Here is a 25,436-nt window from a genome sequence, read left to right as displayed (position 1 = left end):
TTTTCATGAAGATGCCCCGCTTTGCCCTCACGGTTCTTTTCTCGGGGCTTGTCGCCGCCCCCGCCCTGGCCGACGTGGCGGGCAGCGATCTGCCCCTGCCGTCATCCCTGCCCCTGCTCGACTACGAGGCGGTGCTTTATCCCTTCATCGCCAAGCGTGAATTTGCCGCCGAAGGCTGGGCGCAGGACAAGGACTGGCGCGACATCGGGCCCTTCATCCTTGGCGCGAACTATGGCGTGCATCCCACGGTGCGCATGTATTATTCGCCCGACGTCATCACCTGGCTCGAGGGCGGTCGCAGGGGCGCGGTGCCCGACGGGGCGATCCTGGTCAAGGAAATGGTCAACCCGCCCGCCGACCGATACCGCGACTATCGCGCCACGCTGGAATACCTGCATCCCGACAACCCCGACAGGGTGGCCGAAGAAATGCTGGCCTTTGCCAAATCCACCGGCGGCCTTGGCTGGACCGTGATGGTCAAGGACAGCGCCCTGTCCCATGGCGGCTGGTTCTTCGCCTATGTCGGACAAGACGCGGCAATCGACAGTTTCGAACCGCCCTACGCCCCGCCCTCGGCCCAGGCGGGCGACGGCATGTGCATCCGCTGCCATGCCTCGGCCACCGAGGAACTGATCTTTGCCACCCTCGAAAATATCGAGGGCTACCCGGGCGAGCCGCTGATCTTCCGCGTCGATGAAAGCTGGCGCAACGATGCCGCGCAGCCGCCCGGCCCGCTGAACCTTCCGCCCTGGCAGCGCCCCGCCATGGGGGAATCGCAACTGCAACTGATCGAGGGGTATTTCCACGACAAGACGGCGCAAAAGGCCGTGGCCGCTGCGGCCAGTGAACCCTCGCCCACCGCGATCAACCCGGCGTTTGCCGCCACCTTCCCGCCCCGGGGCGGCATCGACATCGCCCATGCCCAGCTTCAGACCCTGCCCAGCGAATGGCTGGATCATGTGCCGGCGCGCCCCGACGATCCGCAGCATTTCCTGTCGTCGGACAATTGCCTTGGCTGTCACGGCGGGCTGGGCGGCCCGCCCTATGGCACGACGATGCTCCTGCAGACCGGCCCCGAATACGGCGAGGGATACAATATCTCGGAATACGGCGAATGGCGCTGGTCGCCCATGGGGCTGGCCGGGCGCGATCCGGTGTTCTTTGCCCAGCTGGAAAGCGAATTCGCCCTGCTGGAACAGGCCGGGTCGGGCGATCTGGCGGCGAACCTGGGCACCACCTGCCTGTCCTGCCACGGCGCCATGGGGCAGCGGCAGCTGATGATCGACGCCAAGGCCAACCCCGAGGCGGGCCTTGACCCCGACAACTTCAAACCCTCCTACACCCTGTTGCACGATCCCCTGACCGGTGCCGAAAAGGCGGCGCAACAGACGGATGGCACCTATCCCTACCACGAGTACGGCAACCTCGCGCGCGAGGGGATTTCCTGTGCCGTCTGTCACCGCATGGCCCCGCCCGAACGCGCCGAGGGCCAGCCGGATTACAACAAGCTTGAGACCTATCTGATGAACGGCACCACGGGTGTCTTCCGCACCACCGATGCCGACAAGCTGATCGGCCCCTATGACGACGTGCGCGAAAAGCCCATGGAGAACGCCATGGGCATCACCCCGGTGCATGATCCCTATGTGAACGACAGCCAGTTGTGCGGCACCTGCCACACGATCAACTTGCCCAACGTCGATGCCGACCCCGATGAACCGCTTGAGGGATATACCCGCGCCGATCAGGAGGTGTTCAACCAGGCCGCCCGCAACGGTGCCGCCTTCCTCAAGGCGCAATACGATGCCAGTTATCCCCAGCCGCTGACGCAGTTCCAGCATTCGGTCGAACAGGCCACCTTCCTTGAATGGCAGAACAGCCTCTATTCCGACGCGGCAACCGAACAGACCTGTCAGGATTGCCACATGAAAGGCAGTTTCCAAAGCCGGGATGGCACGGTTTCACTGGATAGCCTGACCACCCAGATCGCCTCGATCCAGGACACCAACCTGCCCACCGTGGCCAACCTGCTGCCCGCCGACGAGGTCGATGTGCCCTTCCGCGAGGGGTACAAGCGGCACAATTTCGTCGGGCTGAATGCCTTCATGATCGAGATGATCCGCCAGTTCCGCAGCGAAATGGGGATGGGCGGCGCCGATCCCATGACCTCGGCCGACAATGGCGCGCAGCTCTCGCTGGATACCATCGCGCTTCAGGCCGCCAATGAAACCGCCGATGTCACCCTTGATCTTGCACCTGACGGCGGCGCGCTGATCGCCCGGGTCGGCGTGGTCAACAAGACCGGTCACCGCCTGCCCTCGGGCGTCGGGTTCCGGCGCGCCTTTTTCGAGGTGAAGGCAAGCGCGGCTGACGGCACCGTGCTGTGGTGTTCGGGCTGCACCGATGGCGCCGGGGTGATCCTGGGCGCGGACGGCACGCCTCTGGCGACCGAGTTTCTCGACGTGGTGCCGGAAGGCGCAAGCGAGGCGCTGTTTCAGCCGCATCATCGCGAGATTGCCAGCCAGGACCAGGTGCAGATCTACGAAGAGCTGACCCAGAACGCCAAGGGCGCCTTCACCACCAGCTTTGTCAATCGGGTCTACCACCCCAAGGACAACCGCCTGCTGCCGCCCGGCGCGCTGGAGCCGGGCACCGATGCCTTCCGCGCCAAGTTCGGCGACAGCGAGGTGACCGCCGCCTTCATGAAGGCCACCCTCCCCGAAGGCCGCGCCCTGAACGACCCCGATTTCGGCCCCGAGGGCGACGTGACCACCTATCGCATCACCCTGCCCGAGGGTGTCGATCCGGCCACGGTGACGGTCAGCGCAACGCTCTATTCCCAGGCCATGCCGCCCTATTTCCTGAAGCAGCGTTTCGAAACCGCCCCCGAGGGCCCGGCAACACGGCGGCTTTACTATCTGGCCAGCCGCCTGGAGACCGAAGGCACCCTGATCGAGGACTGGAAGCTGAAGACCGCATCGGCAACGGCCCGGCTGGCCCCCTGACCGGGACATCCGCAAACGCGCGTTGAAATGCACCCCGGGGGCCGCATCCTGTCGATTTAACCGCGCGCCGACGCATCGCCCAAGGCCCCCCAAACGCGAAAGCCAGTCTCCTTCACCTTCGCAGGACCAGATCATAGGGCAGGATGGTCGGCCCGACGGCATCGCCCTTGTGAAGCTTGTCCATCACGCCGATGGCGGCTTCGGCGTATTCCCTGTAGGGAACGCGCACCGTGTTCAGCCAGGGCGCCAGCCACTGGTTGAGCGGGTTGTCATCGAACCCGTAGATCGCCGTCTCGACCGGGATCGAAAGCCCCAGTTCCCGGCACCGGCGATAGACGCCATAGGCAATCTGGTCGTTGCCGCAGACAATCGCCGAATATCTGCGCCGATCTTCAAGTAGCGCAACTGCACAGGCATAGCCGCTTTCCATGGAAAGCTCGGCCTCCTTGATGCTTTCATCGGCCACGGGCCGGTTCCGGGCCTCGAACTCGGCGCGGAATCCATCCAGCCTTGCCCGACTGGTGGCCGAACTCTGCGGTCCGGATACCAGGGCAATCTCACCCTCATGTTCCTGCAGGATCGCGCGCGCCAGTTCCATTGCCGCCGACCGGTCGTCGATGCCGATGAACGGAACATCGGGCAATGACGGCACCTTGCGGTTGATGAAGATCATCGGCGTCTGACCGGCAATCGCGTGCAATTGCGGACTGTCCAGCGCGCAGAGCATGAAGACACCCGCCACCTGACGCGACCGCACTTCTTTCAGGCAGCGCTCTTGCAGCGCGGCATCCTCGTTCGAATTGAACAGAAGCATGGCCGCGCCCCTGTCGTTCAGGCGGCTTTCGATCTCCCATGCGACCGACGAGAAAAAGTTGTTCTGGATGCTTGATATGACCATGGCATAGGTGTTGTTGGTCTGCCCCCTGAGAGCCTGGCCAATCCAGTTCGGCCTGTAGTTCAGATCCGCAATCGCCTTCTCCACCCTCGTGCGCACCGCGGGCGAGACCTTGCCGGTCTCACTGTTGATGACGCGGCTCACACTGGCAATCGAGACGCCCGCGGCCTTGGCGACTTCCTTGATGGATGTTTTTCGCTTCATCGCGCTCATGCGGTCACTTTCCTGAGGCGGGGCGCGGGACGTGGCGACGCGGAACCCTAGTTTAGCTCGACCCGCAACCCATAACGCCGGGACGCCCCGGGATACAGCACCGAGGCCGCCGGATCGTCGAGGCGGGTCTGCGGTTCAAGACCAAGGGCGAATATGCCTGACCGGAACGCCCGCCACAACGCCGTGACAGGCAAGACCGCCGGATCGAACGTCAGTTGCAGCCGCGTACCATCCGCTGCGCACAGCCCGACAACACCGTCCGAGGGTGATGTTTCCGCATCGACGATCTCGACATGATCGTCCGATGGCTGCGCCGAACCATCGTTCAGCCGGTCGCGCAATGACCACCGCTCACCTGTCAGCCGCGCCCCCGACGATAGAAAGGGATAGCCGACATTGACATGATAGAGCATCCCGTGACGGGCGGGGCGATAGCCGAAGTTCACCACTTTGTCGTCGATGTCGATGCGCGCCGCATCCAGTGCAAAGGTGTAGCGCCGCGTCAGTTGCAGCGTTTCCCCGAAGACCGAGGATTGGCGAACGCAGAGATCGATCCGGGCCAGACCTTCGGACCAGCCGATGGTCTTTGCGCAAAGCTCGGCCTTCTGGGTGGCGATACGGCCATGCAAGGGATGCACGTTCACCGCACGCGGCGGATAGCGCATCTGCTGCGCCGACGTTTCTGCCGGCAATCCGTGATGATCCAGCCCGCAAGTGACCATGAAGCCATCGAAACCGCGCATGAAACCCAGTCCGTGTTCCGCGTCGGGATCGGGCCATGGATGGGGCGCAGCGGTGGGCGAATGCCATCCCACCTCGCGGCCGAGATAGGCCAGTCTCAGCAGGTCGCCACCGCGATCAAGCGCGATATCCGCCACGAGGCCCGATGGCGTGCGCACCTCAAGCAGTCGGCCACCGCTCCCCGCTCCGTCAGCAACGGTGACTTGCCGGATGTCGGCAAGCCCACGCCCAAGCGCAGTGTGTCGGAACGTCCTGTCAAGATCCACGCGCCCGCCGCCCGATTGCGCCATCGCTGTCGTCCCCCGAATTATGCTGACAACCCGAACCCGAAATGTAATCGTTTACTTTTCAATCCTGTGCCGACGAACCGCCCCTGTCAACCTTCACGCCGATATGGCCCATATTTTCATGAACGGTGCCGAACCGTGCCAATGTCCACTGCAAAACCCGACGCTTGACTTATGTAAACGTTTACTTGATGCCTTGAGGAAGAAGATTCGTTTCAGGCCTGCAGGAGAAACCATGTCGGGAAAGATCGCTGTTGTCGGCGCGGGATTGATCGGACAGGCCTGGGCAATCGCTTTCGCCCGTGCCAATCATCCGGTCTCGCTCCACGATCATGATCCTGCGGCCGCACGCGCGGCCAAGGACGCGATAGCCGAAAAATGCCGGGCGCTGGCCGCGCGCGACCTTCTGGGCGGGCAGTCATCCGATGACCTGTGCGCCCGCATTTCCCACGCCGAAACCCTGCACGAGACGGTCGCCGACGCGATCCACATTCAGGAGAACACCCCCGAGGACGCAACCATCAAGGCCGGGGTCTTTGCGCAACTCGATGCGCTGTCCTCTCCCGGGGCGGTCATCGCCAGTTCCAGCTCCGCCTTGCTGCCTTCGCAATTCACCCGGGGCCTGGATGGCGCCGACCGCTGCCTGATTGCCCACCCCCTCAATCCGCCGCACCTCATTCCGGCGGTCGAGATCGTTCCCGGCCCGGCAACCTCCCGCGAGACCGTCTCGCGGACTGTTGAGTTGATGCGCGACATCGGCCAAAGCCCGGTCACGACAACCCGCGAAGTCGAGGGTTTCATCATGAACCGCCTTCAGGGCGCGTTGCTGGACGAGGCGTTTTCCCTTGTCGACAAGGGTCTGGCCAGCGTCGAGGACATCGACACCGCCGTGCGCGACGGTCTGGCCCGGCGCTGGGTGTTCATGGGGCCGTTTCAGACAATCGACCTGAACGCCCCCGGCGGTGTGTCCGATTTCATCGACCGATACGGGCCGGCCTATGACCACATCGGCGCGGAACGTCCCAACCGCGCCCGCTGGGAAGGCAGGTTGCGCGAAACCGTAACGGCAGCCTGCGCGGGCCGCGACCGCGCAGCCCTGAGCAACCAGCGTGACGACCGGCTTGCCGCACTGGCCCAATTTCTCACGACACGGAAGGATTGACACCGATGCCCACCGGCAAGGTCATTATCACCTGCGCGCTGACCGGCGCGATCCACACCCCCGGCATGTCGCCGCATCTGCCCGCGACGCCCGACCAGATCATCGCCGAAGGGCGCCGCGCCGCCGAGGCGGGGGCCGCCATCCTGCACGTTCACGCGCGCAACCCGGAAACCGGCCAGCCCGATCAATCGGTCGAAGCCTTCGGTCGCATCCTGCCCGCGCTCAAGGAAACGGGCGCGGTCATCAACATCACCACCGGCGGCAGCCCCTTCATGAATGTCGAGGAACGGGTCCAGCCCGCAGCACATTTCGCACCCGAACTGGCATCGCTGAACATGGGGTCGATGAACTTCGGGCTTTATCCGATGAAGGCCCGGTATCCCGATCTGGGGCGCGATTGGGAAAACGCCCATCTTGAAAACTCGCGGGATCTGGTATTCCGCAACACCTTCAAGGACATCGAGCATGTGCTGGACGCTTGCAGCCCGAATGGCACCCGGTTCGAGTTCGAATGCTACGATATCGGCCATCTCTATTCCCTGGCCCACATGAAGGGGCGCGGCAAGGTTTCGGGGCCGCTTTTCGTTCAGTCGGTCTTTGGGTTGCTGGGCGGAATCGGGGCCCATTCCGAAGATGTCATGATGATGCGCCGCACCGCCGACCGCCTGCTGGGCGATGATTATCGCTGGTCGGTGCTGGGTGCCGGGTCGAACCAGATGCGCATTGCCGCGATGTCTGCCGCGAACGGCGGGCATGTGCGGGTCGGGCTGGAAGATTCGCTTTGGGCCGGACCCGGCAAGCTTGCCACCTCGGGGGCCGAGCAGATCGCACTTGTGCATTCGCTGCTGAAGGGCCTGTCGCTCAGTGCCGCCACCCCCGACGAGGCCCGCGACATCCTTGACCTCAAGGGATCAGAGAAAGTGAACTTCTGATGCAAATCTCGGTCGTCTGCGATGTGAAGCCCTTGCTGGGCGAAGGCCCGATCTGGGACCACGACCGCGAACGGCTGTGGTTCATCGACAGCCTGGGAAAACGGGTGTTCCGCTGTACGGCCGAGGGGGGCGAAATGCGGGCCTGGACCGTCCCGTCGGCCATCGGCTCCATGGCGCTGCGCGAAAACGGCGGGGCCATCGTGGCGCTTGAGGATGGCTTTCACGCGCTTGACCTCGATTCCGGGGAAACCCGCCCGATCATCGATCCGGAACCGGACAGGCCGGGCAATCGGCTGAATGACGGCAAGGTCGATCCGGCGGGGCGGTTCCTCTGCGGGTCGATGGACAAGGGCGAAACCGACCCCACCGGCACCCTGTGGCGGCTGGACCCCGACCTGTCGGTGCACCGGCTGGAAGACGGGATCATCTGTTCGAACGGGCCGTGTTTTTCGCCGGACGGCACGACGCTCTATTTCGCCGACAGTTTCTCGGGCACGATCAGCGCCTTCGATTACGACCCCGCAACAGGTGACGCCACGAACCGGCGCAGCTTTGCGCAGATGCCGGCCGTCCGGGGCGGGGCGCCCGACGGCGCCACCGTCGATGCCGAAGGCTGCGTCTGGTCGGCCTGCGTCTTCGATGGCCGGGTATTCCGCTTCGCGCCGGACGGCACGGTCGACCGGGTGATCGAGATGCCGGTGCGCAAGATCACCAGCCTGGCCTTCGGCGGCCATGACCTGACCACCCTCTTCGTCACCTCGATGGCCGAACCGCCCTTGCCCAAATACCCCGGCGACGGGCCGCAGCGCGGCGCGACCTTCCGTATCGACGGACTGGGAGTTGCCGGACGCCCCGAACCCCGTTTCGCAGGATAGGAGACGCGCAGATGACAGGGAAAACCGCCATCATCACGGGGGCCGCCCAGGGGGTCGGCGCGGCCACCGCCCAACGGCTGGCAAGGGAAGGCTTCAACCGCTTCCTCCTGATCGATCGCGCGGAAGACGCGCTTGGCGATGTGGCCAGCACGCTGCAGGGCCATGATGTTCGCACCCTCGCTCTTGATCTTGGGGATATCGACGCGCTGATGGACCGGGGTGCAAGAGCCATCGGCGATCTGGGCGCCGTCGACATGCTGGTCAACGCCGCCGGAACCACCGCGCGTGGGGGCATCGCCGACACCACGCCCGAAACCTTTGACATGATCCTTGCCGTCAACCTGCGCGCGCCATTCTTCCTGACGCAGCTTGCGACGCCGCTCATGCGGCAGGGCGGCACGATCGTCAACATCACCTCGATGCTGGCCTATGGTGGCCCGCCCTTCCTGGCCAGCTATTCGGCCAGCAAGGCGGCCCTCGTGGCCCTGACGAAAAGCACGGCCAACACCCTCAAGCGCGACCGTATCCGCGCCTTCGGCATCAACCTGGGCTGGACCTGGACCCCCGGAGAGCAGCGCACGCAGGTTGAAACCCACGGTCTGCCCGAAAACTGGCGTGAAACCGTGGGGGCGCAACAACCGTTCGGGCGCCTTCTGATGCCCGACGATCCGGCGGGGCTGATCGCATTCCTTGCATCCCCCGACGCGGCGATGATGACGGGCGCCATCATCGATCTGGACCAGTTTGTCGCCGGAACCGTGGACGACAACCCCGGAGCGGCATGACCCCCGGATCCCGGGGAGCGAGGGATCACAAACCAGAAAAACAGGGAGAGAGAAACATGAAACGCAGAACTCTGATGGGTGCCGTGGCCTCGATCGCGATGCTTGGCGCACTGCCGGTCGCGGCGCAAGACGGCCTGACGGTCGCGATGAGCTGGGCCAACTACCAGGAAGAACGCTGGAAGATCGACGAAAGCGGATTGCGCGAAGCGCTGGACGAAATGGGTGCAACCCTTGTCACCGCCGACGCGCAAAGCTCGAATTCGCAGCAGGCGGCCGATATCGAAGGGCTGATCGCGCGCGGCGTCGACGTTCTGGCGATTGTCGCCTGGGACAGCGAAGCGATCCTGCCGTCGGTGCAAAAGGCGCTTGCCGAAGGCATTCCCGTCATCGCCTACGAGCGCCAGATCGAACACCCCGATGTCTTCTACGTCGCCTTCAACCCGATCGAGGTTGGCCGGATTCAGGCCCGCGGTCTGGTCGAGGTACAGCCCGAGGGGAAATACGTTCTCATCAAGGGCAGCCCGACCGATCAGTATGCCCATTACGTTCTGACCGGTCAGAAGGAAATCATCGATCCGCTTGTCGCCGAAGGCAAGATCGAGATCGTGGGCGAACAATGGACCGAAGGCTGGGTGCCGGACGTCGCGCGCAAGAACATGGAAAACATCCTGACCGCCGTAAGCGACGACGTGGACGCGGTTCTTGCCTCCAATGACGGCACGGCGGGCGGCGTCGTTGCGGCGCTGGCCTCGGTCGGGCTGGAGGGCATTCCGGTGTCGGGACAGGATGGCGACATTGCCGCGCTGAACCGCATTGCCAGGGGCAGCCAGACCGTCACGGCCTGGAAGGACGCCCGCGATCTGGGCCGGCTTGCTGCCCGGGTTGCCGCGGAACTGGCCGATGGCACCGCCCCGGCGGAAGTGACCGATCGCGTCCTGTGGGACCAGGGGCCGAAGGGTGAAGCGCAGAACGCCGTGGTTCTGGCGCCGGTGGCGATCACCCGCGACAACCTTCAGGTGGTGGTCGATGCCGGCTGGATCTCGCGCGAGGATCTGTGCGCCGGGGTCACCGAAGATGCGCCCGACGCCTGCAAGTAAGCCGACATCGCCCGGGTGGTGAACCGCCGCCCGGGCCTTACAAGGGGCTGTAATTGCCATGAAACTTGGGACAGAGGGAGCGCGGATCCTTTCGCTGCTCGCCTTGCTTGCCGTCATCGCCGTCGGCTTTCACATTGCGTCGGGCGGCTTGTTCCTGACACCGCGCAATATCTATAACCTTGTCGTTCAGACCAGTGTCGTCGCGATCATGGCCACGGGCATGACCTTCGTGATCGTGACCCGCAACATCGACCTGTCGGTCGGCTCTTCCCTTGGGCTGATCGGCATGGTCATCGCCCTGGTGCAGATCAAGTGGCTGCCAGGGGACGCGGCGTGGAACTGGCCGCTGTCCATTTTGGCGGGGCTGGCCTGTGGTGCGCTCATCGGGGCCTGGAACGGTCTCTGGGTCGCCTATGCACGGGTGCCGTCCTTCGTCGTGACGCTGGGCGGGTTGCTGATCTTTCGCGGAATGGCGTTTGAAACGGCCCAGGGCCGGACGCTTGCCCCCTTCCAGGATGGATACCTGGTGTTCGGTGGCGGCATTCAGGGCGCAATCGGCGAAAGCGCAAGCTGGATGGTCGGCCTTGTCGGTGTCGCGCTTTATGCCGTGACACAGGTGGTCGCGCATCTTCGCGCAGCCCGCATGAGCCGCAACGAACCGGTGCGCCGGCGGGTGCTCAAGGTGCTTGCCGTCCTGCTGGTGATGGGCGCTTTCGTCTGGATCATGAATGCCTACAACCTTCCTCGGTCCGACATCGGGCGCGGCATTCCGGTGCCGGCACTTGTCCTGATCGCGATCGTTCTGATGATGGAATGGATCGGCCGGGCAACAACCTTCGGGCGTCACAGCTATGCCATCGGCGGCGGGATGGAGGCCTCGCGGCTGGTCGGCATCAACACCCGCAAGACGGTGTTCTTCGTTTACGTGCTGATGGGGGTCCTTGCCGCAGTCGCCGCCGTCATCGCCACGGCACGGCTGAACGCGGGCACCAGCTCCACCGGCGAGCTGCTGGAGCTCAGCGTGATCGCGGCGGCCGTGATCGGCGGCGTGTCCCTTTCGGGCGGACGCGGATCGGTGGCGGCGGCCGTGATCGGCGCGCTGGTGATCCAGAGCCTGGACAGCGGCATGGTTCTTGTCGGCGCGTCCAGTTCCATGCGGATGATCGCCATCGGCCTGATCCTGACGATCGCCGTCTTTGCCGACAATCAGTTTGCCCGGGAGGCGAAGGAATGACCCAACCACATTTGGTGAACATGCAAGGCGTGTCCAAATCCTTTGGCGGCATTCACGCGGTCAAGGGGATCGACCTGACCCTGGACGCCGGCGAGGTCGTTGCCGTGCTGGGCCACAACGGTGCGGGCAAAAGCACCCTGATGAAGATGCTGGCAGGCGCCTATCAGCGCGACCTGGGCGATATCCAGGTTCACGGCCAGTCCGTTGCCCTGTCCTCGCCCGCCGAGGCCCATGATCTGGGCATCGAAACCATCTATCAGACGCTGGCGCTGGCCGACAATCTGGACGCTTCGGCCAACCTGTTCCTGGGGCGCGAGATCGCCTGGCGGTTCGGCCCGTTCCGCGTGATGGATCAGGCCCGGATGCGGGATCAGACCGCACAGGTCATCGCCCGGCTGAACCCCCATTTCGACGCTCTGGATGTTCCCTGCCGGTCTCTCTCGGGCGGTCAACGCCAGACCATAGCGATCGCGCGGGCCCTTCAGTTCGATGCGCGGATCCTGATCATGGACGAACCCACCGCCGCACTTGGCCCGCATGAAACCGCCATGGTCGCCGATCTGACGCGCCGGTTGAAATCGCAGGGGCTGGGGATCTTCCTGATCAGTCACGACGTGCACGACGTGTTCGACCTGGCGGACCGGTTCATCGTGATGAAGGGCGGGCAGGAGGTGGGTTCGGGACGGATCAGCGAGGTGACCAAGGACGAGGTGCTGGGCATGGTCATCATGGGCCGCTGCCCTGCACAGATCCGGCCTGGGCCGGGCGCATCGATGCTTGACGAACACGGAGCCCAGACATGATGCCCCCCCTGATATGGCAGGCCGCGTCATGAGCGAGGACGGAAAACGCCCCCGCCGCACGCCGGAACAGTGGGCGGGTGTCCTCCTGCTGTCGCTTGTCGTGGTCTTTCTCAGCGTGCAGGTTGTCGCCCGCTATGGTTTCGGGCGGTCCTTTTCCTGGCTGGAAGAGGTCACACGCTTCGCCTTTGTCTGGGCGGTCTATTTCGGCTTCGTGGTCGCCGCCGAGGCCGACCGCCACATCCGCGTGGCCTTGCACCTGCAGCTACTTCCGCCGAAAGGGCGGTTGTTGATGCTGACGCTTGCCGATCTTCTTTGGCTGGCCTTCAACGCCGTGGTCATCTGGCACGGATATTTCTTCACCATGTCGATGTTCGAATTTCCCTACATCTCGCAGACCACCGGCATCAACCTTGTCTGGGTTCAGATGATCGTGCCGCTGGGGTTCGTGTTCATCTCGGTCCGGGTGATCCAGGTGATGATCGCGCGCTGGCGCAGGGGCGTCGATCTGCACGACGCGCGGCTGGGGGACTGAGCCATGGATCCGATTACCGTACTTGTCGTCACCTTTATCGTCTTCCTGTTGATCGGGGTACCGGTGGCCGTGTCCATCGGCCTGTCTGCCGTGCTGTCGATGGCGGTTGCGAACTTCCCGGCGTCCTATCTGGTGCAGACCGCCTATAGCGCCGTCGATGAATTCACCATCATCGCGGTGCCGATGTTCATCCTGGCCGGGGTGCTGATGGAAAAGGGCGGGCTGACCGAACGGCTTATCGATTTTTCCCGCGCGCTGGTCGGCCCGGCACCCGGCGGTCTGGCCACCGTCACCATCGTGGCCTGCACCTTCTTCGCGGCGATCTCGGGGTCGGGCCCGGCGACGACTGCCGCCATCGGATCGATCATGATTCCGGCCATGGTGCGCGATGGCTACGGGCGCGATTTCTCGGCCGCCATATCGTCATCGGCGGGGGGCATCGGCGTGGTGATCCCGCCGTCGATCCCCATGATCATCTACGGCATCACCGCCGAAACCTCGATCTCGGGGCTGTTCTTGGCGGGTGTGATCCCCGGCCTGCTGCTGGCCTTCGCCCTGTGGATGGTTTCGGCCTTCATCTCGAAACGTCGTGGCTGGGTGTCGCATTCCACGGTGTCGCGCAGCCTGCGGGGCATCGGGGGCGCCGCGTGGCAGGCAAAATGGGCGCTTCTGGCACCGGTTATCATCCTTGGCGGCATCTATGGCGGTGTGTTCACCGTGACCGAAGCCTCGGTCGTCGCCGTGGTCTATGCCCTTCTCACCGGAGTCGTCCTGTTTCGCCAGATCACCTTTCCGGTGTTTTTCGACGCCATGGTCTATACCGTGCGGATCACCGGAACCGTCCTTCTGGTGCTGGTGACGGGGCGCATTGTCGGTCGGCTGCTGTCGATCAACCAGGTGCCGCAGACGGTTTCGGCTTACCTGCTTGAATCGGTGTCCAGCCCTGTCGTCCTGGTCCTGCTGATCCTGCTCTTGCTGATCTTCATCGGCATGTGGATGGAGACGCTGACCCAGATCATCATCCTGACACCGCTTCTGCTGCCGGTGGTGATGGGGCTGGGAATGCACCCGATCCAGTTCGGCATCGTCTTCGTGATCGCCTGCGAAATCGGATACTCCACGCCGCCCCTCGGGGTGAATTTGTTCGTCGCCGCCGAGATTGGCGACACCACGATGGAACGGATTTCGAAGGCGTCGATCCCGTTCCTGGCCGCCGAAACCACCGTGATGGCGCTGGTGGCCTTCGTTCCCGAACTGTCGCTGTGGCTGCCGCGGCTGTTGGGCTTCGTCAATTGATCCAAGGAGGAGAGATCATGAAACTGCTGACTACACTCACGCTGGGCGTTGCCCTGACCATGGGAAGCGCCGCTTTTGCCGCCGATTACACCATGCGGCTCAGCCATGGAGACAACGAAAACAACCCCACCCATGTCACCGCCCTGAAGTTCGAGGAACTGGTGGAGAAATACACCGACGGGCGTATCGACGTTCAGATCTTTCCGTCCAACCAGCTGGGCAGCGAACAGGAGGTCGCGCAGGCGGTGCGCACCGGTTCGATCGAGTCCGAGATCGTCTATACCGGCAATCTCGTGCCGCTGGCCCCGTCGGTGGGCGTGATGATGCTGCCCTATGCGTTCACTTCGACCGATCAGGCGCATGCGGCGATGGACGCCCTGACCGATCCGCTGAACGAACGGCTCCCGCGCGAGGCCGGGGTGAGGATTCTGGGCTATCTTGAAAAGGGCTTCCGTGTCCTGACCAACGGTGAACGCGAGGTGAAGAACCTGGATGACCTTCAGGGGCTGAAGATCCGCGTCTCCAAGAACAATATCGCCATCGAAACCTTCCGCTCCTGGGGGCTTGACCCGGTGCCCATGGCCTGGGCCGAGGTCTTTCCCGCGCTTCAGCAGGGCGTGATCGACGGTCAGGAGAACCCCTATACCACCGCCGTTTCGATGAAGTTCAACGAGGTGCAGGATTACATCACCGAAATCCACTACCTGATCTGGTCCGGCCCGCTGATCGTGTCGGAACGCTGGTATCAGGGTCTGGATGCCGATCTTCAGGAGGCGCTGAACAAGGCCGGGCGCGAAGCCGCGCTTTACGGCCGCCAGAACAGTGCCGAAGAAACCGAGAAGGCCATGCAGAAACTGGTTGAAATGGGCATGACACTAAGCGGCGCCCCCGAGGACGAAGAGAAATGGCAGGAAGCCGCCCGCGCCCTCTGGCCGTCCTTCGCCGACGACATCGGCGGCCAGGAATGGGTCGATCAGGCAAGCAGGATCATCGCCGAGGTGACACAGTAAGCCGCCCGATGCAGCGTGGCATCCGGCACACGATCTGAATCCCCCTCCCGCGTATCCAGACCTGCGCGGGAGGGTATCGGCACCGGCGCGTGCCAAGGACGGCTTCCGCCAGGGCGCCAGCCCTGCGGTGCCCCGATCGCCGCACCCGTGGAAACTATGACTGTCGGAAGGCCTGCGGCAATTCAAACTCATCCGTCTGGCGCCCGCCAAGGGTGTGCCACTGGCCCACACCCGAGGTATCGACCCCGGCCTTTTCCAACCGCCTTGCATGTGTTTCGGCGTTGAAGCGCGGCGCATAGCCGATTTCGCGGGCGGCGGGGTCGTTCACCGTGGCCCGGTCATTGGCCGAGATGCCCCAGATACGGCGAAACCCCGCGATGTCGGCCAGAAGGGCGCGATCCACCAGCGCAACAAGGTCGGCCGGTGCCAGCCATGTCTTCAGTTCACGGGCATTTCGCGGCGCCTCGGCGTGGGTGCATATGCGCACGGCGATGCCGGTAAGGGCACATTTCAACGTGTAGGCCCGCACCAGCGCCTCGGAGGCGATCTTGGTCACGCCGTAAAGGCCGCTGGGAAGATCGCAGAGATCGGGTGTGAAGGCGGCCCGCACATCATGGCCGCCCACAGTATGAATTGAGCTTGCATGGACGAAGCGCGGCACCCCGGACAGGCGCGCCGCTTCCAGCATCGCGAGGGTCCCGTCGATGTTGGCATGCGCCAGATCGGCCCAGTCGGTCATGAACCCCGGCGAACCCGCCAGATGAACGATGCCGCGACACCCGCGCGCCAGTTCGCTCATCCGCGCCACGTCATGACAATCAGCGGAAACGATGCCCGCCCCGTCGGTCCGGTCGGTGGCTTCCACGGCCCAGCCAAGTTCGCGCAGGCCCGGAACAAGATGCGAGCCGACGCGCCCGGCCGCGCCGGTCACCAGAAGCCTGCCGCGACTCATGCCGGTACCTGCACACCGGGCGCCTGGCCGAATGCCCCCGGCGCCGCCGCGCGGATACAGGACGTGAACCGGTTTGGCGCGATCTCCCGCAGGCTCATGTCCGCCGACGCGCATGCGGAAACCGCGTGGGCACACCGGGTACGGAACGGACAACCCGACGGCGGAGACAGGGGATTGGGGATTTCGCCCACCAGTTCGGCCGGACGGATGACATGATCGATCGACGGCGCCGCCGCGACAAGCGTTTCCGTATAGGGATGCGCCGCGCAATCGAACATGGCTTCGACGGGGCCGATCTCCATCACCCGGCCCAGATACAGAACCACGACACGGTGGGCGATCTGACGCACCACCGCCAGATCGTGGGTGATGAACAGCATCGTCAGGTTCATCTCTGCGCGCAGATCGCCGAGGATGTTCAAAACCTGCGCCTGAACCGACACGTCCAGCGCCGAAACCGGTTCATCCGCCACCACCAGATCCGGGCGCAACATCAGCGCGCGGCATATTCCGATCCTTTGCCGCTGGCCGCCCGAGAACGACGCGGGATAGCGTTGCAGAACCTCGGGGCCGAAGCCGACCTTCTCCAGCATTTCGGCCGCGATTCTGCGCCGCTCGTCGGCATTGCGGCCGATACCGTGCAGATGCAGCGGCTCGGTCAGGGTTCTCTCGATCGTGAAATAGCGGTTGAGCGAGGCATAGGGATCCTGGAAGATCATCTGCATCCTGCGGCGCAAGGCCCGCAATTCCCGTGCCCTTGCGCCGCTGACAGACTGCCCGTCAAACGTGATTTCACCACTTGTCGGTTCGATCAGCCGCAGCAACAGCCGGCCCAAGGTCGATTTTCCCGACCCGCTTTCGCCCACAAGGCCAACCGTTTCGCCACGGTGAATTGCGAATGAAACATCCTGCACCGCCTTCACGGTGCCGCCGCGCACCGGAAAGTGCTTGTTCAGACCGTCGATTTCCACCAGCAGGTCACGCGACATCGGCAGGGGCCCTTTCGAATGCAGGCAGGTGATCGAGCCGTTTGCAGCGGGCCGCATGCCCCGGCGCCACCTCGACCGGCGCGGGGCGCTCGGTTGTGCAAAGGCCATCAAGCGCATGCTGGCACCGCGGCGCGAACAGGCAGCCCCGGGGCCGGGCGGCAATCGGCGGAACCCGGCCCGGCAAGGCATAAAGCCGCGCGGCGCTGCGCCCCCTGGGGATCGACCGGATCAAGCCGCGTGTATAGGGGTGGGATGGCGTATCGAACACCTGGCGCACCGGCCCCTGTTCCACGATCTGGCCGGAATACATCACGCAGACCCGGCTGGCGACCTGATTGACCACGCCAAGATCGTGGGTGACAAAAATCATGCCCATATCCAGCTTTTCCTGCAATTCGCGCAGCAGCCACAGGATTTGCGCCTGAATGGTGACGTCCAGCGCGGTGGTCGGTTCATCGGCGATCAGCAGCCGGGGCGAACAGGACAGCGCCATGGCGATCATGACCCTTTGCCGCATCCCGCCCGACAACTGGTGCGGATAGGCCCGAAGCTGGCGTTTCGGGTCGGGCATCCGCACCAGCGCGACAAGATCGCCCGCCCGCTCCAGCGCCTCTTTGCGCTTGCATTTCTCGTGCAGGATGATGGCTTCGCAAATCTGGTCGCCCACGGTCTGGACCGGGTTCAGTGATGTCATCGGCTCCTGGAAGATCATCGCAATCTCGGCGCCTCGGATATCGCACATTGCCCGTTCCGATTGCGCCAGAAGATCGACCGGCCCCGATGCGCGGTGCAGTATGGCACGGCCCTGACGACGTGCGCCCCGGGCCCCCAGCAGGTTCATCAGGGCAAGGCTTGTGATTGTCTTGCCCGAACCGCTTTCGCCGACGACGGCCAGCGTTTCGCCGCGTGCCACGTCGAAGGACACCCCTTCAAGCGCCGGCACAAATGCCCCGCCGATGGAGAAATCAACCCTCAGATCCTGCACCGACAGCACCGGTTCGTGTTCGCTCATCCTGGTCTCCCTGCTCAGGCCGGGGCCGCGCCATCGCGGCCCCGGCGCGGCATCACTGCTCCAGATACACTTCTTCAAGCCGCCAGGAGTTTACCAGTTCGGTATCGAACCCCTTCACCTCTTCGCGCAGGACTTCGGCGGCAGGCCGGGCAAACAGGTAAACCTCGTAGGCCTTGTCCAGAAGGCGTTGCTGGATGTCCTTGTACTGCGCCTTGCGGGCGTCAAAGTCTGTCTCGGCCTCGGCGGCCTTCACCATACCAATCAGCGCATCATCCTGGATCGCCGAGTAGTTGCCGCCGCTTTCCGGCAGGTAATAGCCCGAAAAGCGGATATCGGGGTCGGCCAGCGGCGCGGTCGACCGCAGCATGGCGATTTCGTGCCGACGCCCGCGGGTCTTGTCCAGCCAGGCCTCGCGCTCCAGCACCTCGATCTCCATCGGAATGTCGGCCTGGGCCAGAAGCGCCTGCACGATCTGGGCGATCTGGGTATCGGGATCGCGCTGGATGATGCTCATGGTCAGGGGGCCTTCGTGGCCGCTTTCGGCGTAAAGCCGTTTTGCCAGTTCCGGATCGTAGGATGGCGTGTCCAGGTCTTCGGTGTATTCCCATGACGTGTGCGGCACCCAGGTCGGGTTCACCCGTCCCCGTCCACGCGACACCACGCTTTCAACCCGCGCCGGATCGATTGCGGCCCTGACCGCCTTGCGCAGTTTCTCGTTTTCGGCAAAGGGTTCGCCCGAGTTGTTGAAGACCAGGAACTGGGTGATCTGGCTGGGCCGCGGATTCAGCGTCAGGCCCTCCATGGCCTCGACCCGGTCGAAATCGCGTGACTGGATACGGTCCGCGATATGGGCGGCGCCGGATTGTGCCTCGACGATGGCAACCGAGGTATCGGCGATGAACCGCAGGGTGACGCTGTCGAGGTAGGGCAGTGCATTGCCCGCATCGTCCTTGCGCCAATAGTCGGGGTTCTTCACCGCCTTCAGCTGGAACCCACCCTGCCAATCCTCCAGAAGGAACGGCCCCGTTCCCGCAGGATTGCGGCGCAGCGCCTCGCGATCATCCATCGCGGCGGGCGATACCATCATCGCCGATTCGCTGGCGAGGATACTGAGGATCGACCCCGACTGACGGGCGAGATTGATCTTCACGGTCATGTCGTCGACCACCTCGGCCCCCGAGATGGCCGAGGCCTGTGTCGCGGCGCGGCTTTCGCCCTGCAGGGCCACCACGCGGTCGATATTCGCCTTGACCGCCGCAGCATCGAACGGCGTTCCGTCCGAGAATGTCACGCCCTCGCGCAGGTTGAACGTGATCGACAGACCGTCCTCGGCAATCTGCCACCCGGTCGCCAGTCGCGGAACGAATTCCCCTTCGGCATCCAGTATATAAAGGTTTTCGTAGAACAGGTTCAGCGCCGAGCGGTCATAGCCGACGGCAGACCCGAACAAGGGGTCCAGCGATGCAATCTCGATGTCCTGGGTCGCCACCAGATCGCCACCCTGCACCGGCGCCGCCAGGGCGGGAACACCGCCCGCCAGGATGGCAAGCGCGGCACATCCCCCGATCACCAGGCGGCGTGAAGCCTTCAATACAACCATTGTCATGTTCCTCCCGTTTTTCGCCCACCAATGCGCAGGGGCACGGGGCGACCATAGGCAAGGCCGCGCCATCTGTAAAATAAATAATCGATAATCGATAACCGATTTTAGTGGACGCTCCGAAACCGCCCATGTATCCAGAACCGAAAGCAGGAGAACGCCATGAGCATGGTAAGCGGCAAGCGCGGACAGCGGATCAAGACGACCTCGGCCTGGATCGTCGAGGAACTGCGCCGCGAAATCGTTTCGCGCAGGATCGCGGCGGGCGACCGCCTGACGGTAAGCGAGATCGCCACCCGCTATGACGTCAGCGGCGCCCCGGTGCGCGAGGCGATGGTACAGCTTGCCTCCGAGGGATATATCGACATGCAGGCCAACCGGGGCGCCGTTGCGAGGGTGTTCGGCCCCACCGAGCTGCGCAACATCTTCAGCGTCCGCGAGGCATTCGAATCGCACCAGACACGCCGCTTTGCAGCAGTTGCCCGCCCCGAAGACCTGGACCGCCTCGAGCAGCTTGCCCATGAGTTCGAAACCCTGGTGAAGACCGGGGATGCCCGCCGGTCTTCGCAGGTGAACATCAAATTCCATGACGTGATGATCCGCCACGACGGAAACGCGGAAATCGCCGCCATCCTCGACCGCCACCGGGGTGTCGCCATGATGATGCGCCACGATTTTGGGCGCAGCGACCTGCGCGCGGAACAGGCTGCCCAGGAACATTTCACAATTCTGGCCGCGCTGCGGGCCGGAGATGCCGACGCGGCCGCGGCAGCCTCGGGCAGCCACGTTCGCGGCACTTTGGACGATATCCTCGAGCTTTACGCCCAGGCCCAGCGGAACAAGGGGGTCGGGGCATGACGGCACGGTTGCTGCTGCGCCGCATTTCACAGCTTTTGCCGACGGCGCTGATTGTCACGTTCCTGGTCTTCATGATGACGCTGGCCCTGCCCGGCGATCCGACAACGGCGATCCTTGGCGAGGATGCCAGCGCCGAACAACGCGAGATCCTGCGCGAAAAACTGGGGCTGGACCGGCCCGCCGCGGTTCAATACGTCGTCTGGCTGGGCGGCATGGCGACCGGCGATTTCGGCACCTCGCTCAAGACCGGTGAACCGGTGGCCGACATGCTGGCCCTGCGGGTGCCGATCACCGTCGAACTGACGGTGCTGTCGATGGTGCTGGCGGTTCTCATCGGGATTCCCGCCGGCGTTTTCGCCGCAACCCGCCGCGGCAGCCTGGCCGACCTGGGCATATCCTTTCTGGCCATGTCATCGATGGCGGTGCCCTATTTCTGGGCCGGAATGCTGTTGATCATGCTGTTCGCGGTCAAACTGGGGTGGCTGCCCTCGTCGGGCTATGTGCCGTTTCATATCGACCCCTTTGGCAACCTGCGCGCGATGATCCTGCCGTCAATCACCATCGGCACCGCCATGGCCGCCTTGGTGATGCGCCAGACCCGCGCCGCCATGTGTGAAACGATGGAGCAGGATTTCATCCGCACCGCCCGCGCCAAGGGTGTCAGGCCGCGCAGCGTGGTGTACCGCCACGGCCTGCGCAACTGCCTGATTCCCGTCACCACGGTGATCGGCCTTCAGATCGGCACCCTGATCGGCGGTGCCGTCGTGACCGAGACGATCTTTTCCCTGCCCGGGCTGGGCCGGATGATCGTGAACGGCATCTTCTGGCGTGACTTCCCGGTGGTGCAGGGCGGCATTGTCGTCATCGTCTTCTTCGTGCTGCTGGTGAACCTGGTCACGGATCTTGCCTATTCCATTCTCGACCCCCGAGTGAGGCTGTCATGACCGATGCTTCCCCGGCGGCCCCCGCCATCACATCACCCGGACGGGCGATCCTTCACCGGTTCTTCACCAGCCCGCTTGGGGTCACCGGCGCCACCATTCTGGGCGTGTTGATCTTCTGCGCCATTCTCGCGCCGTTCATCGCCCCCCACGACCCGACCGAGATATTCTGGGATCATATCCAGCAGCCGCCCTCGGCCACCTTTCTGTTCGGCACCGACGAACTGGGCCGCGACATCCTGAGCCGGGTCATCTGGGGCGCCCGCGTTTCCCTCTGGGTCGTGATCTGCTCGATCGGGATCGCCCTGCTGATCGGCAGCCTGATCGGGCTGATCTCGGGGTATGTGGGCGGCGTGGTCGATGACGTGATCATGCGCATCAACGACGCCATCCTGGCCTTCCCCATGCTGATCCTTGCCCTTGGCATCATCGCCGTCTTCGGGCCGACGCTGACCAATGCCATCCTGGCCATCGCAGTCGTCAACATACCCGGTTTCGCCCGTGTCGTGCGCGGACAGGTTCTTTCCGTGCGCGAGCATGAGTTCGTCGAGGCCGCCCGGTCGATCGGTCTTGGCCCCGCCGCGATCCTGCTGCGCCATATCCTGCCCTATGTCAGCGGCAACGTCATCGTCTATGCAAGCCTGCGGGCCTCGGCCGCCCTGATCACCGAAAGCGCGCTGGCGTTTCTGGGGCTGGGTGTGAAGCCACCGACGCCGACCTGGGGGTCGATGCTGGCCACGGCGATGCAGTACTGGGACGCCTGGTGGATGAGCATCTTTCCCGGCCTTGCAATCTTCATCGCGGTGCTGGGCCTGAATTTCACCGGTGACGCCCTTCTCGATGCCAAACAAGCGACCGAAAGCGATAACTGATGTCACAGTCCAGCGGGCAGCGCGCCCATCCCATTCCCGTCATCGAAGAAATCCGCATCACTCCGGTCGCCTTCCGCGATCCGCCGCTTCTGGCCGCCTCGGGGATGCATGAACCCTGGACGGCACGCACCATCATCGAAGTGATCTGCGAAGACGGCACCACCGGCCTTTCGGAAACCTATGGCGATACTGCCACCATCGAGGAATTGCGCGCCGCCGCCCCGGCCCTGCGCGGGATGCGCATCACCGATCTGTCCGGCGTCAAAAAGCGGATCGTCGCCGTGGCAGAGTCGCTGAACACGCTGGCCCATCAATCCAGCGTCGTGTCGCCCCGCACCGAACCCGCGTTGCGGGTGCCGCGCCTTTACGCGGCCTTCGAGGTGGGCTGCCTTGATGCATTTGCCCGCCATCTGGGGGTTCCGCTTTACGAGGTTCTCGGCGGCGCCTGGCGCAAGGAGATTCCCTTTGCCGCCTACCTGTTCTTCAAGCCCGACGGTCACCCCGGGCTCGACCTGGATGACCCCTGGGGCGAAGTCCTGACGCCCGATCAACTGGTCGGCCTCGCCGGGCGGATGATCGATGGCTATGGTTTCCGCTCACTCAAGCTGAAAAGCGGCGTTCTTGATCCCGACCTCGAACTGGATGCCATGGAGGCGCTGGCCCGCGCCTATCCCGACCATCCCCTGCGGTTCGATCCCAACGGAAACTGGACCCTTGAAACCACCCTGGCGCGCCTCGGGCGGATGGAGGGGCTTCTCGATTATCTTGAGGATCCTGTTCTGGGGCTGGAGGCCATGGCGCAGGTTCAGGCACAGACCAGTTTGCCCCTGGCCACCAACATGTGTGTCACCGGGTTCCGCGACATCCGCGAGGCGGTGGCCCGGAAATCCGTTCAGATCGTCCTGGCCGATCACCATTTCTGGGGCGGGCTTCAGGCCACGACGGCGCTTGATACCCTCTGCGCCAGCCTTGGCATGGGGCTCTCGATGCATTCGAACAGCCACCTCGGGGTCAGCCTGATGACGATGGCCCATGTCACCGCCGCCTGCCCGCACCTGACCCACGATTGCGACACCCATTACAATTGGGTCGACAGCGATGTGGTGACGGGCGGCAAGATCGCGTTCCATCAGGGCGCCGTCCACCTGACCGATGCACCGGGCAACGGCGTGACGCTTGACCATGACGCCCTGGCCCGGATGAACGCCGACTTCGAAACCCACGGAACGCCCCACCGGGACGACACGATCTTCATGCGCCGCATGTGGCCCGAGTGGGATTCACGAAGACCGCGTTTCTGACGCCAACCGGTCCTCGAAAAGGGGCGGGCCACCTGTGCCCGCCCCCTTTTTGCTCGGTCCATCACATCAGCTTCGGTCGCGGATCAGGTCCTGCAACATCTCGCGTTCTTCCCCGGTGAGATCGGTCAGGGGCGCACGGACATGGCCGGTTTCGAACCCGCGCAGGCCAACCCCTGCCTTGACGGCCGAAACCGCATATCCCGCCTTGCGGTCACGGATGCGGGCGAAGGGATAGTAGAACTCGCGCAGCATCCGTTCGCAGGTGGCATCGTCACCGGCGCTGAAGGCCGCATGAAAGGCCAGGGCCGTTTCGGGAACGAAATTGAACACCGCCGATGAATAGGTCGCCATCCCGGCACCGCGATAGGCCTGCGCGAACAGTTCGTGGGTTGGCATTCCACCGATGTAGGACAGCCGCTCGCCCAGGGTGGCGGTGACGCGGCGCACCGTGTCGATATCGCCCGAACCATCCTTGAACCCGATCAGGTTGGGGCAGTCCTCGGCCAGTTGCTCAAGCGACTCGACCGAGATCCGCGATTGGCCGCGATTGTAGAAGATGACAGCCATGTTCGTGGCCTTGCACACCGCGCGCACCCGTGCGGCGATCCCCTCTTGCGGGCCCTCGGTCAGGTAGTGGGGCAGCAACAGAATGCCATCGCCGCCCGCCGCCTCGATCTCGCGCGCAAGATCGCAGGCCATCCGCACGCCATACCCACAACCGGCCAGGACCGGCCCCTGCCCGGCAACCTGTCGGGTTGCGCGCACCACCTCAACAATCTCGGACGGGGAAAGCGAGAACATCTCGCCGGTGCCGCCCGCCACGATGAGCCCTTCCACCTTGTATTGTGACAGCCACTCGAGATGCGCCTGGAACGGCGCCTTGGCGAAATTGTCATCCTGGTCGAAAGGGGTGACGGGAAAGGACAAAAGACCGTGGCGTATGATCTCGCGCAGGTCGGTGGGGGCAATCATGAAGGCTATCTCCCTTGGTTGGCATCATCATGGTGGGGCGACATTGTCATGCCGATCCCCGGCGCAGCAGGCGAAATCCCACGTCGAAGACCGGGCGTTCGGCCGGTTGGCCCTCGATCCGGGCCAGAAGGGCCTGCGCCGCCTGGCGCCCCAGCGCGTCACGGTCGACGCGCACGGTGGTGATCCCCGGCACCACGTCGGCGGCGAATTCCTGATCGCCGAAGCCGACAACAGCCAGATCGTCAGGGATGCGCAGCCCGCGCACCTGCGCCTCGGTGATCACCCCATGGGCAAGAAGATCGGAACTGCAGAAGATCAGGCCACCCCCGGCAAGGCCTCCGCCCTCCAGCAACAGCGATAGCCCCCGCCGCCCCTGCCCAAGCGAGGCCGGGGTGCGTAGGTTTATGTCGGTCACGGCCCGCCCGGTGCGCTGGGTGAACCGCTGGCTAAAGGCCTCCATCCGGCGAACGGCCCTCTCATCGCCGGCGTGGATCACCGCCGCCGTTCCATGGCCGGCATCGCAGGCGAAATCGGCCACGGCCCGGCCCGTCGCCCCGTGCGAAAAGCCGACACAGATGTCGATGGGCGTCTGGGAAATGTCCCAAAGCTCCACCACCGGAATGCCCGCGCCCAGCAGGGCCTTGCGCGCCCGGGCCGTGTGGTGGATGCCGGTCAGCATCACCGCGTCGGGCTGCCGCGACAGGTGCAGGGCGATCATCCGTTCCTCGTCCTCGGGGGTTTCGCCGGTTTCCGACAACAGGATCTGATAGCCGCGCGCGCGCATCCCTTCGGAAAAGGCGCGCGCCATCGACGAATAGATGATGTTGGTGATCGAAGGGACCAGCGCGCTGATCAGCATGCTGCGCCGCGAGGCCAGCGCGCCCGCCAGGGCATTGGGCACGAAGCCCGTCAGGTCGATCGCCTCGCGAATGCGGGCCAGAGTTTCGGGCGACACCTTCGACGGATTGGACAGGGCGCGCGACACCGTCACCTGGCTGACGCCCGCCAGACGCCCGATGGCGGCCATGGTCACACGTCGCCCGCCTGCCCTGTTGTCTTCCGCACCCACACC

23 protein-coding genes are annotated in these 25,436 nt (G+C 64.3%); 15 read left to right on the top strand and 8 right to left on the bottom strand.

Going from position 1 to position 25,436, the window contains the following annotated elements:
• Nucleotides 1-5 precede the first annotated feature (5 nt).
• Nucleotides 6-3,005, top strand: coding sequence for a hypothetical protein (locus H7828_RS12130; protein WP_226781304.1), 3,000 nt, complete (start codon nucleotides 6-8; stop codon nucleotides 3,003-3,005).
• Between the two features lie 112 nt (nucleotides 3,006-3,117).
• On the opposite strand, the gene H7828_RS12125 is transcribed toward H7828_RS12130, so the two are convergent.
• Nucleotides 3,118-4,113 (bottom strand): LacI family DNA-binding transcriptional regulator, encoded by a 996-nt coding sequence (locus H7828_RS12125; RefSeq protein ID WP_226781303.1) that lies wholly within the window; start codon nucleotides 4,111-4,113, stop codon nucleotides 3,118-3,120.
• Nucleotides 4,114-4,160: 47 nt separating this feature from the next.
• A complete protein-coding gene (locus H7828_RS12120) occupies nucleotides 4,161-5,144 on the bottom strand; it encodes a DUF4432 family protein (protein WP_226781302.1) in 984 nt (327 codons plus the stop codon).
• A gap of 118 nt (nucleotides 5,145-5,262) precedes the next feature.
• Between H7828_RS12120 and H7828_RS12115 the strand changes: the two genes are divergently transcribed.
• The 10 genes from H7828_RS12115 to H7828_RS12070 are packed head-to-tail and all read left to right on the top strand — an operon-like array spanning nucleotide 5,263 to nucleotide 14,867.
• Entirely contained in the window at nucleotides 5,263-6,303 is a 1,041-nt protein-coding gene (locus tag H7828_RS12115) for a 3-hydroxyacyl-CoA dehydrogenase (protein ID WP_226781301.1), read from the top strand.
• Nucleotides 6,304-6,308: 5 nt separating this feature from the next.
• Nucleotides 6,309-7,235, top strand: coding sequence for a 3,5-dioxohexanoate:acetyl-CoA acetone transferase (kce, locus tag H7828_RS12110; RefSeq protein WP_226781300.1), 927 nt, complete (start codon nucleotides 6,309-6,311; stop codon nucleotides 7,233-7,235).
• Nucleotides 7,235-8,110, top strand: coding sequence for an SMP-30/gluconolactonase/LRE family protein (locus H7828_RS12105; RefSeq protein ID WP_226781299.1), 876 nt, complete (start codon nucleotides 7,235-7,237; stop codon nucleotides 8,108-8,110). Before kce ends, H7828_RS12105 begins: the two co-directional genes overlap by 1 nt.
• Nucleotides 8,111-8,121: 11 nt before the next feature.
• Nucleotides 8,122-8,895, top strand: coding sequence for an oxidoreductase (locus H7828_RS12100; protein ID WP_226781298.1), 774 nt, complete (start codon nucleotides 8,122-8,124; stop codon nucleotides 8,893-8,895).
• 56 nt (nucleotides 8,896-8,951) lie between these two features.
• Nucleotides 8,952-9,992: a substrate-binding domain-containing protein gene (locus tag H7828_RS12095; protein WP_226781297.1), complete on the top strand. Its 1,041-nt coding sequence runs from the start codon at nucleotides 8,952-8,954 to the stop codon at nucleotides 9,990-9,992.
• A 58-nt stretch (nucleotides 9,993-10,050) separates the two neighbouring features.
• Entirely contained in the window at nucleotides 10,051-11,226 is a 1,176-nt protein-coding gene (locus tag H7828_RS12090; protein ID WP_226781296.1) for a sugar ABC transporter permease, read from the top strand.
• On the top strand, nucleotides 11,223-12,029 hold the full coding sequence (locus H7828_RS12085) for an ATP-binding cassette domain-containing protein (RefSeq protein WP_226781295.1): 807 nt from the start codon (nucleotides 11,223-11,225) through the stop codon (nucleotides 12,027-12,029). The genes H7828_RS12090 and H7828_RS12085 overlap by 4 nt, the downstream gene beginning before the upstream one ends.
• Before the next feature lie 28 nt (nucleotides 12,030-12,057).
• Nucleotides 12,058-12,561, top strand: coding sequence for a TRAP transporter small permease (locus H7828_RS12080; RefSeq protein WP_226781294.1), 504 nt, complete (start codon nucleotides 12,058-12,060; stop codon nucleotides 12,559-12,561).
• 3 nt (nucleotides 12,562-12,564) lie between these two features.
• The gene (locus tag H7828_RS12075) at nucleotides 12,565-13,857 is read left to right on the top strand and encodes a TRAP transporter large permease (RefSeq protein WP_226781293.1); all 1,293 of its coding nucleotides are present in this window, start codon (nucleotides 12,565-12,567) and stop codon (nucleotides 13,855-13,857) included.
• Between the two features lie 17 nt (nucleotides 13,858-13,874).
• A complete protein-coding gene (locus tag H7828_RS12070; protein ID WP_226781292.1) occupies nucleotides 13,875-14,867 on the top strand; it encodes a TRAP transporter substrate-binding protein in 993 nt (330 codons plus the stop codon).
• A 154-nt stretch (nucleotides 14,868-15,021) separates the two neighbouring features.
• On the opposite strand, the gene H7828_RS12065 is transcribed toward H7828_RS12070, so the two are convergent.
• Genes H7828_RS12065 through H7828_RS12050 form a run of 4 tightly spaced genes read right to left on the bottom strand, consistent with a single transcriptional unit; the run spans nucleotide 15,022 to nucleotide 19,420 of the window.
• Nucleotides 15,022-15,819, bottom strand: coding sequence for an NAD-dependent epimerase/dehydratase family protein (locus H7828_RS12065; protein WP_226781291.1), 798 nt, complete (start codon nucleotides 15,817-15,819; stop codon nucleotides 15,022-15,024).
• The gene (locus H7828_RS12060; protein ID WP_226781290.1) at nucleotides 15,816-16,808 is read right to left on the bottom strand and encodes an ABC transporter ATP-binding protein; all 993 of its coding nucleotides are present in this window, start codon (nucleotides 16,806-16,808) and stop codon (nucleotides 15,816-15,818) included. The genes H7828_RS12065 and H7828_RS12060 overlap by 4 nt, the downstream gene beginning before the upstream one ends.
• On the bottom strand, nucleotides 16,798-17,820 hold the full coding sequence (locus H7828_RS12055) for an ABC transporter ATP-binding protein (protein ID WP_226781289.1): 1,023 nt from the start codon (nucleotides 17,818-17,820) through the stop codon (nucleotides 16,798-16,800). Before H7828_RS12055 ends, H7828_RS12060 begins: the two co-directional genes overlap by 11 nt.
• A 52-nt stretch (nucleotides 17,821-17,872) precedes the next feature.
• Nucleotides 17,873-19,420, bottom strand: coding sequence for an ABC transporter substrate-binding protein (locus tag H7828_RS12050; protein WP_226781288.1), 1,548 nt, complete (start codon nucleotides 19,418-19,420; stop codon nucleotides 17,873-17,875).
• A 162-nt stretch (nucleotides 19,421-19,582) separates the two neighbouring features.
• Between H7828_RS12050 and H7828_RS12045 the strand changes: the two genes are divergently transcribed.
• The 4 genes from H7828_RS12045 to H7828_RS12030 are packed head-to-tail and all read left to right on the top strand — an operon-like array spanning nucleotide 19,583 to nucleotide 23,392.
• Nucleotides 19,583-20,278, top strand: a complete 696-nt coding sequence (locus H7828_RS12045; RefSeq protein ID WP_226781287.1) for a GntR family transcriptional regulator — start codon at nucleotides 19,583-19,585, stop codon at nucleotides 20,276-20,278.
• On the top strand, nucleotides 20,275-21,222 hold the full coding sequence (locus H7828_RS12040) for an ABC transporter permease (protein ID WP_226781286.1): 948 nt from the start codon (nucleotides 20,275-20,277) through the stop codon (nucleotides 21,220-21,222). The genes H7828_RS12045 and H7828_RS12040 overlap by 4 nt, the downstream gene beginning before the upstream one ends.
• Nucleotides 21,219-22,091, top strand: coding sequence for an ABC transporter permease (locus H7828_RS12035; protein ID WP_226781285.1), 873 nt, complete (start codon nucleotides 21,219-21,221; stop codon nucleotides 22,089-22,091). The genes H7828_RS12040 and H7828_RS12035 overlap by 4 nt, the downstream gene beginning before the upstream one ends.
• A complete protein-coding gene (locus tag H7828_RS12030; protein WP_226781284.1) occupies nucleotides 22,091-23,392 on the top strand; it encodes an enolase C-terminal domain-like protein in 1,302 nt (433 codons plus the stop codon). The genes H7828_RS12035 and H7828_RS12030 overlap by 1 nt, the downstream gene beginning before the upstream one ends.
• Before the next feature lie 66 nt (nucleotides 23,393-23,458).
• Here H7828_RS12030 and H7828_RS12025 read toward each other — a convergent pair whose 3' ends face one another.
• Nucleotides 23,459-24,361 carry a 5-dehydro-4-deoxyglucarate dehydratase gene (locus H7828_RS12025; RefSeq protein WP_425354948.1) on the bottom strand — a complete coding sequence of 301 codons (903 nt, stop codon included), beginning with the start codon at nucleotides 24,359-24,361 and terminating at the stop codon, nucleotides 23,459-23,461.
• Between the two features lie 49 nt (nucleotides 24,362-24,410).
• Nucleotides 24,411-25,433 carry a LacI family DNA-binding transcriptional regulator gene (locus H7828_RS12020; RefSeq protein ID WP_226781282.1) on the bottom strand — a complete coding sequence of 341 codons (1,023 nt, stop codon included), beginning with the start codon at nucleotides 25,431-25,433 and terminating at the stop codon, nucleotides 24,411-24,413.
• Nucleotides 25,434-25,436 lie beyond the last annotated feature (3 nt).

This window comes from Oceaniglobus trochenteri, from assembly GCF_020529025.1.
Lineage (GTDB): Bacteria > Pseudomonadota > Alphaproteobacteria > Rhodobacterales > Rhodobacteraceae > Oceaniglobus > Oceaniglobus trochenteri.
Note: the sequence above shows the minus strand (reverse complement) of the source record. Positions and strands in the feature narration are given on the sequence as shown.